Source organism: Streptomyces sp. NPDC047072 (assembly GCF_040643855.1).
Lineage (GTDB): Bacteria > Actinomycetota > Actinomycetes > Streptomycetales > Streptomycetaceae > Streptomyces.
In genome coordinates, this window is record NZ_JBEYVC010000142.1 from 21,081 (window position 1) to 27,218 (window position 6,138).

The window sequence follows — 6,138 nt, forward strand, 5'->3', positions numbered from 1 at the left end:
CCTCTCAGCCGTCGAAGCGGGAGGAACCGAGAATCACCTGGTGGCCGACCAGGCTGATCTCGACGCCGGTGGCGGTGGCGCGCGCCGCGGTGAAGCCGACGCCCGTGGGGAGGTCGACCCGCCAGGCGGCGTCGGCCCGTTCGGCGCCAGGGACGTTCAGCGTCAGCTCGTCGCCCTGGGCGAGCAGGGTTCCCGTGCTGTTCAGTGCGGTCCCGCGTACCGTGCCGGAGACCTTGATACGGGCCTCCTGGCCGTTCGATCCGGCCGCCTGGGAGACCTGGAGCGCACTGCCGCCGGCGGCCAGCCGACCGGCCACCGCTGACAGTTCCTTGTAGGACAGCGTCAGGGTGCCGGTGGCGAGGTTCGCCTCGGCGCTCCGTGCGGTCAGCGAGGTCACCTGTACGTCGTGCAGGTCGAGGCGGAGCCGGTCGACGTGCAGATAGCCGCCCTGGGCGTTGGTCGTGGTGTCGATGTAGAACGTGCTGGCCGTCAGGGTGACGTCGCCGAAGTCGCGGTCGGCCACCTGGGTCAGGAACGGGAAGCCCCCGATCGACACGTCGACGTGAGCGTCGGTGGCGTTCGCGTAGCCGTACTTCTCCTTGGCGAGTTGCGCGGCCTCCTGTTCGGCGTAGTGCACCGCGATCCGGTCGGCGGCCGTGAAGAGCACGGCGAGCACCACCACCGTGATCGCCAGAACCTTCACCCAACGACGTCTCATACCCGTCCCCCGTACTCCACGACTGCCGTGGACCGACTGCCCACGAGGTGATCCTGCACCATCCCGGCCGTGGAGGTGGCCGCGGGGGCCTTGGGCCGCAGGGCGCGCTCGCAGTTCGGACCAGCGCGGCATTGATCGGCCAGGCCTCCCGTGGACCGGTGAGGTCCCGGGTACGGGCCGGACCCCAGACCCTCCCGCCGCTCCGGGACCAGTGGGTCAGGGTCTGCTCGAAGGCATGCCCCCCGATGACGGCGCTGATCTCGTACGGCATTCCGCAGGGTAGACCGCCCACACAGATCAGCTGCGGGGCGCTCGTCCTGGGACGGCGCCCCGCAGCTGTGCTTCCGTAGGGTCAGTCGGCCGGGGTCAGGGCGACCTCCGCGCTGCCCGAGAGGGACGGCAGGCCGGCCGGGGGTGTGTCGGTGTAGGTGGCGTTGAAGACGGCCTTGAGGTTGTCGGAGCCGGAGTGGCCGCCGTCCACGAAGGTCTTGAACGATCCGGAGCAGCCGTTGCTCGTCGACAGCGGGTGGCCGTGCGTGTCGTGGCCGAGGATGAACGAGACGCTGACCTTGGCGCAGTCGACCGGCTGGTCGTCGGTGACGGTGACCTGCCAGGTGACCGTGTCACCCCAGTGGAACGGGGTGCCGCCGTGCGGGGCCGGGTCGGTGGTGAGCGAGACGACCGGCGCCTTGTTGCCGACGACGACGGGGACGGACGCGGAGGCCGAACGCCCGGTGCTGTCGGTGACCTTCAGCGTGGCGTCGTAGACGGCGTTCTCGGTGAACGTGTGCTTCGGGTTCGCCTCCCTGGAGTCGACCGTGCCGTTCGCGTCGAAGTCCCAGGCGTAGCGCAGGGCGTCACCGTCGGCGTCCGTCGTGCCGGCGCTGGAGAACTGGACGGTCAGCGGGCTGGTGCCGTTGACCACGTCGGCCGCGACCTTGGGCTCCGGGGTGCGGTTGCCGCGGGTGAAGTCGATGCGGGAGAGCTGGGCCTCGGGCAGCTCGGCGAAGTACCCGGTGCCGTACTCCAGGACGTACAGCGCTCCGTCCGGGCCGAACTCGGCGTCGATCGGGCCGTCCGTGACGATCCCGGGGATCGCGTCCTCGATCTTCCGCACCTCGTTGTTCTTGCCGAGGGTGATGGCCTTCATCTGGTCGCGGGTCCACTCGTAGAAGAGCGGCTTGCCGTCGAAGTACTGGGGCCAGCGGTTGGCTGCCTTGTTGTGCTTGTCGTAGCTGTAGACCGGGCCGCCCATGGGGCCGATGCCGCCGGTGCCGAGTTCGGGGAACTCCGGGGTGGCGCCGTAGCCGTAGACGATCTCCGCGTCCTCGACCGGGGGCAGCTCGCTGCGGCCGGTGTTGTGGCGCGAGTCGTTGACGGGCTTGGCGCAGTTGAACGCGCCGGCGGAGGTCTGGGTGGCGAAGTCGTAGTCCTGGTACGGCTGGTCCTGGGTCACGCAGAACGGCCAGCCGTAGTTGGCGGGGCGGTCGATGACCATCCAGCGGCCCTGGCCGGCGGGACCGCGGTTCGGGTTGGCGGAGTTGGCGTCGGGCGAGTAGTCGCCGACGTAGACCTCGCCCGTCTTGTCGTCGACGCCGAAGCGGAACGGGTTGCGCAGGCCCATGGCGTAGATCTCGGGGCGGGTCTTCGCCGTACCGGGGGCGAAGAGATTGCCCTTGGGAATCGCGTAGCCGCCGTTGGGCTTGACCTTGATGCGCAGGACCTTGCCGCGCAGGTCGTTGGTGTTCCCCGCGGTGCGGCGCGCGTCGTAGGCCGGGTTGCGGTCGGCGCGGTCGTCGAGCGGGGCGTAGCCGTCGGAGGAGAACGGGTTGGAGTCGTCGCCGGTCGACAGGAACAGGGTGCCCTTGCCGTCGAAGTCGATCTTGCCGCCGACGTGACAGCAGATGCCGCGGTCGGCCGGTACCTCGATGACCTTCTGCTCGGTGGCGTAGTCGAGCTTGTTGCCCACGAGTTTGAACCGCGACAGCCTGGTGACGCCCTTGTACTTGGCGAAGTCCGCGGCCGTGCCGAACAGCGGCGCGTCCCCTTCGTTGACGCCCGGCGTGGCCGGGTCGTCCATGGGGGTGTCGAGGCGGGGCGAGTAGTAGAGGTAGACCCAGTGGTTCTTGGCGAAGCCGGGGTCGATGGCGATGCCCTGCACGCCTTCCTCGTCGTGCTGGTAGAGCCCCGCGGGGCTCTTCTTCATGTCGGCGGCAAGGAAGTTGACGCCGCTCTTGGGGTCGTGGATGCGGACTTCCCCGGTGCGTGCCGTGTGCAGCACCCGCCGGTCGGGCAGGACGGCCAGGGCCATCGGCTCACCCGGGCGGTCGTTGAGGGTGACCTTCTGGAAGTCCGACGACGTCGGCGGTGCGGGGTCCGATGGATGGGCCTGGGCCGCGGGCAGGGGCAGCAGTCCGATGGCCCCGGCCAGCGCGGCGGCCCCTACGAAGGTGACGATCCGTCTGTTGCGCACTCAGAACTCCTTTGATCTGACGGGCGGGTGACAGGACGTCAGTTGCAGGCGCGCAAGGCCGCGAGGTTGCCGTAGCCGACCTTGGCGAATTCCAGGGACTGGCCGGGGACGGTCGCGCTCGGCGCGTTGTCCTGCTCGACCATCGGGTTGCGGTGGTTCTTCGCTCCCACCCGGGTGAAGAACCGCCGGTAGTCGATGTCACCCGTGCCGAACGGCACCATGTCGTAGCCCAGTCCGCTCTGGGTGTTGACGACACCGTCCTTGGCGTGGAACAGCGGGAAGCGGGTGCTGTTGCGCTCGACGAGCGCGGCCGGGTCGAAGACGCGCTCGCGTGAGGAGCCGTCGTGGGCGGTGTAGGTGTGGAACTTGTACTGGGCCACGTGCGCCCAGAAGATGTCCAGCTCCAGATGGACGTCCTTGCGGTCCGTCACCTTCAGGAAGTACTCCAGCTTCCGGATGCCCGAGCTGCGGGTCGGCCTGCCCTGGGCGTCGAGCGGGCCGCCGTCGAGCAGGAAGTCGTAGGCCGCGTCGTGGTTGTGGGTGTAGAGCTTGATGCCCTCGCGGCGGGCGATGGCGCCCAGAGTGTTCCACTTGTCCGCGGCGACGTCCCAGTCGGCCCGGTAGGGGGTGTTGGTGGGGTCGGCGCCGGTGCCCATGTGCTCCATGCCGAGGATGTTGGCGATCTCCAGCCAGCGCTTGAAGGTGTCCCGGTCGGACGGCGTCAGCGGCCAGGACGGCGGGATGAAGCCGTGGCTGCCCTGGGCGCGCAGCCCGTACTCGTCGAGCCAGGAGCGCAGGAGCTTCGCGCCCTGGACCGTGCCCAGGTCGGCGCCGCCGGGCGCGTTGGCGTGCTGGCCGTAACCGGCGAACTCCACCTGGCGGTAGCCGAAGCGCGAGAGCTGCTTGAACACCTCACGGAAGCCGGAGGGCAGGTCGGAGGCGAGCGGGTCACGGCCGACGGCGTCCCGGACGGTGTAGAGGATGATGCCGCGCTTGTCCGGCGGGACCAGGGCGGAACGGCCCCGGTCGCCGCCGGCCGCCGCGGATCTGTCCCCCGCGAGGGCGGGTGCGGCGCCGAAGACCGGGGCGGCGATCGCCGCCCCGGTGACGGCCGTGCAGGTGCTGAGGAAACGGCGGCGGTTGACGCCGAGGGTGCGGCGCAGGGAGTCGCCGGTGACGGCTTCGTCGTTGAACGCGGTCACAGGGGTTCTCGCTTTCCAGGAGAAGGGACTTCACTTCGGTGGCCGCTGCGCGGCCGGATACTGCGCGAGGGGGGTGGAGACCGGAGAACGGACCGCTGCGCCTACCGCAGGCGGTCGGCGAAGGAGAGCAGCGCGGAGAACTGCTCGGAGAGGCCCGACGGGCCGGCGTCGGGATCCTTGAAGTAGAAGCCGAGTTCGGGGAGCGGGCCGGACAGGCCCGCCTCGTGGGCGCGGGCGAGCAGCCGGGCCAGGTCCAGGACGAGCGGTGCGGCCAGCGCCGAGTCGCAGCCCTGCCAGATGGTCTGGAGGATCATGCGCGAGCCGAGGAAGCCCTCGAAGGCGATGTGGTCCCAGGCGGTCTTCCAGTCGCCGAGCACGGGGACGTCGTCGATGTGCACCTCGCCCTGCGGGGTGTGCCCGAGGGTGTCGGCCAGGACACGCTCCTTGCCGGCGTTCTTCGCCGCGGCCGCGCCCGGGTCGGACAGCGCCGCCCCGTCACCGCCGCCCAGCAGGTTGGTGCCGGACCAGGCGCGGACCTGGAGGGCGCGCTGGACGAACATCGGGGCGAGCACCGCCCGCAGCAGGGTCTGGCCGGTCTTGCCGTCCCGGCCCGCGTGGGGCAGTCCGGCGGCCGCGGCGGCTTCCGTGAGCGCCGGGGTGCGCATCCCGGTGGACGGCGTGAAGTTGACGTAGGGGCAGTCGGCTCGCACGGCGGCGGCCGCGTAGAGGGAACTGGACGGCAGTCGTACGGCGTCGGGCCCGGGCAGTGGCTCGGTGGAGGAGACGTTGACGACGACCACCCGTGCCAGTGCGTTGCGCACGCGGAACGAGGTGAGGTCGGCGGCGAGGTCCGCGACGAGCTCCTCGTCGCCGCGAGGGTCGTCCGGGAGCGGTCCGCCGGGCCGTATCTCCGCGTCGGCCGCCCGGAGTTCGGCGTCTACGGCGGCGGCGAGGCCGTGCGGCAGGACGCCCGCGTCGGTGAGGTGTTCCGCCCGCTTCGGCAGCGGGTGGGGGGTGATGTCGTGACCACCGAAGACGAGCGAGGACAGCGGCGGCAGGCCGGTGCCGTCGAACGGCGGGGTCTCGGTGACCATGCCGGTCGGTGCGTGCAGTCCGGCGGTGACCGCCGCGCATCCGGCGACGGCGGTGGTGGCCACCGATCCGCGGGCTCCGACGAACCAGACACCGGTGCGTGCGGTCCGCCCGTCGGCCCGGAGCTGCGATGCGTTCCCGTCGTGGTTCACGGATGCCTCCTTGCCATGTCGATGTGCGGATGCGGTTGGGGGACGGTGGGCGGGAACGGGGCTGTTGTCCGCGCCCACCGTCGGCATAGGAGCGGGGCTTCGGCCGTGGCCCGGCGAGCACATCCCGCCGACCGCACAGCTCACCGATCACGGAGACGCGTCACTGCCGAACTGCTGTGTGGCGCCTGTGCACGAAACGGGACCGTAACCCGGTTCGTCCGTGACCGAAAGACCTTGCGCAGAAGAAAGCCGAACTTTCTCCAGAGTCAGGACAAAGAGATGTGCTGAACTTGTTCCGGGGGGCGAACCCCGCGCGTGGGTGCGCTAGTTGTCGCCGCCTCCGAAGGCGGCGTCGAAGGAGGCCGAAGGCGGGTCGAAGTCGAACCGCTTCAGATGGGCCAGTGCTTCGGGGGCGCCTTGGAGCCGGTCCATGCCGGCGTCCTCCCACTCGACGGAGATCGGGCCCTGGTAGTCGATGGAGCGCAGCATCCGAAAGACGTC

General features: G+C 70.4%; 4 protein-coding genes and 1 pseudogene. All 5 read right to left on the reverse strand.

Annotation, left to right across the window (positions count from 1 at the left end; all coding sequences use genetic code 11):
* Nucleotides 1-4: 4 nt before the first annotated feature.
* Complete coding sequence (locus ABZ896_RS39270) at nucleotides 5-718, reverse strand: DUF2993 domain-containing protein (protein ID WP_360939861.1); 714 nt, start codon at nucleotides 716-718, stop codon at nucleotides 5-7.
* Between the two features lie 352 nt (nucleotides 719-1,070).
* Nucleotides 1,071-3,191 carry a PQQ-dependent sugar dehydrogenase gene (locus ABZ896_RS39275; protein WP_360939863.1) on the reverse strand — a complete coding sequence of 707 codons (2,121 nt, stop codon included), beginning with the start codon at nucleotides 3,189-3,191 and terminating at the stop codon, nucleotides 1,071-1,073.
* Between the two features lie 38 nt (nucleotides 3,192-3,229).
* Complete coding sequence (locus ABZ896_RS39280) at nucleotides 3,230-4,393, reverse strand: TIM barrel protein (RefSeq protein WP_360939865.1); 1,164 nt, start codon at nucleotides 4,391-4,393, stop codon at nucleotides 3,230-3,232.
* 101 nt (nucleotides 4,394-4,494) lie between these two features.
* Nucleotides 4,495-5,637: an inositol-3-phosphate synthase gene (locus ABZ896_RS39285; RefSeq protein ID WP_360939867.1), complete on the reverse strand. Its 1,143-nt coding sequence runs from the start codon at nucleotides 5,635-5,637 to the stop codon at nucleotides 4,495-4,497.
* Between the two features lie 324 nt (nucleotides 5,638-5,961).
* Nucleotides 5,962-6,138, reverse strand: a pseudogene (locus tag ABZ896_RS39290) (sugar phosphate isomerase/epimerase); the annotation flags it as partial.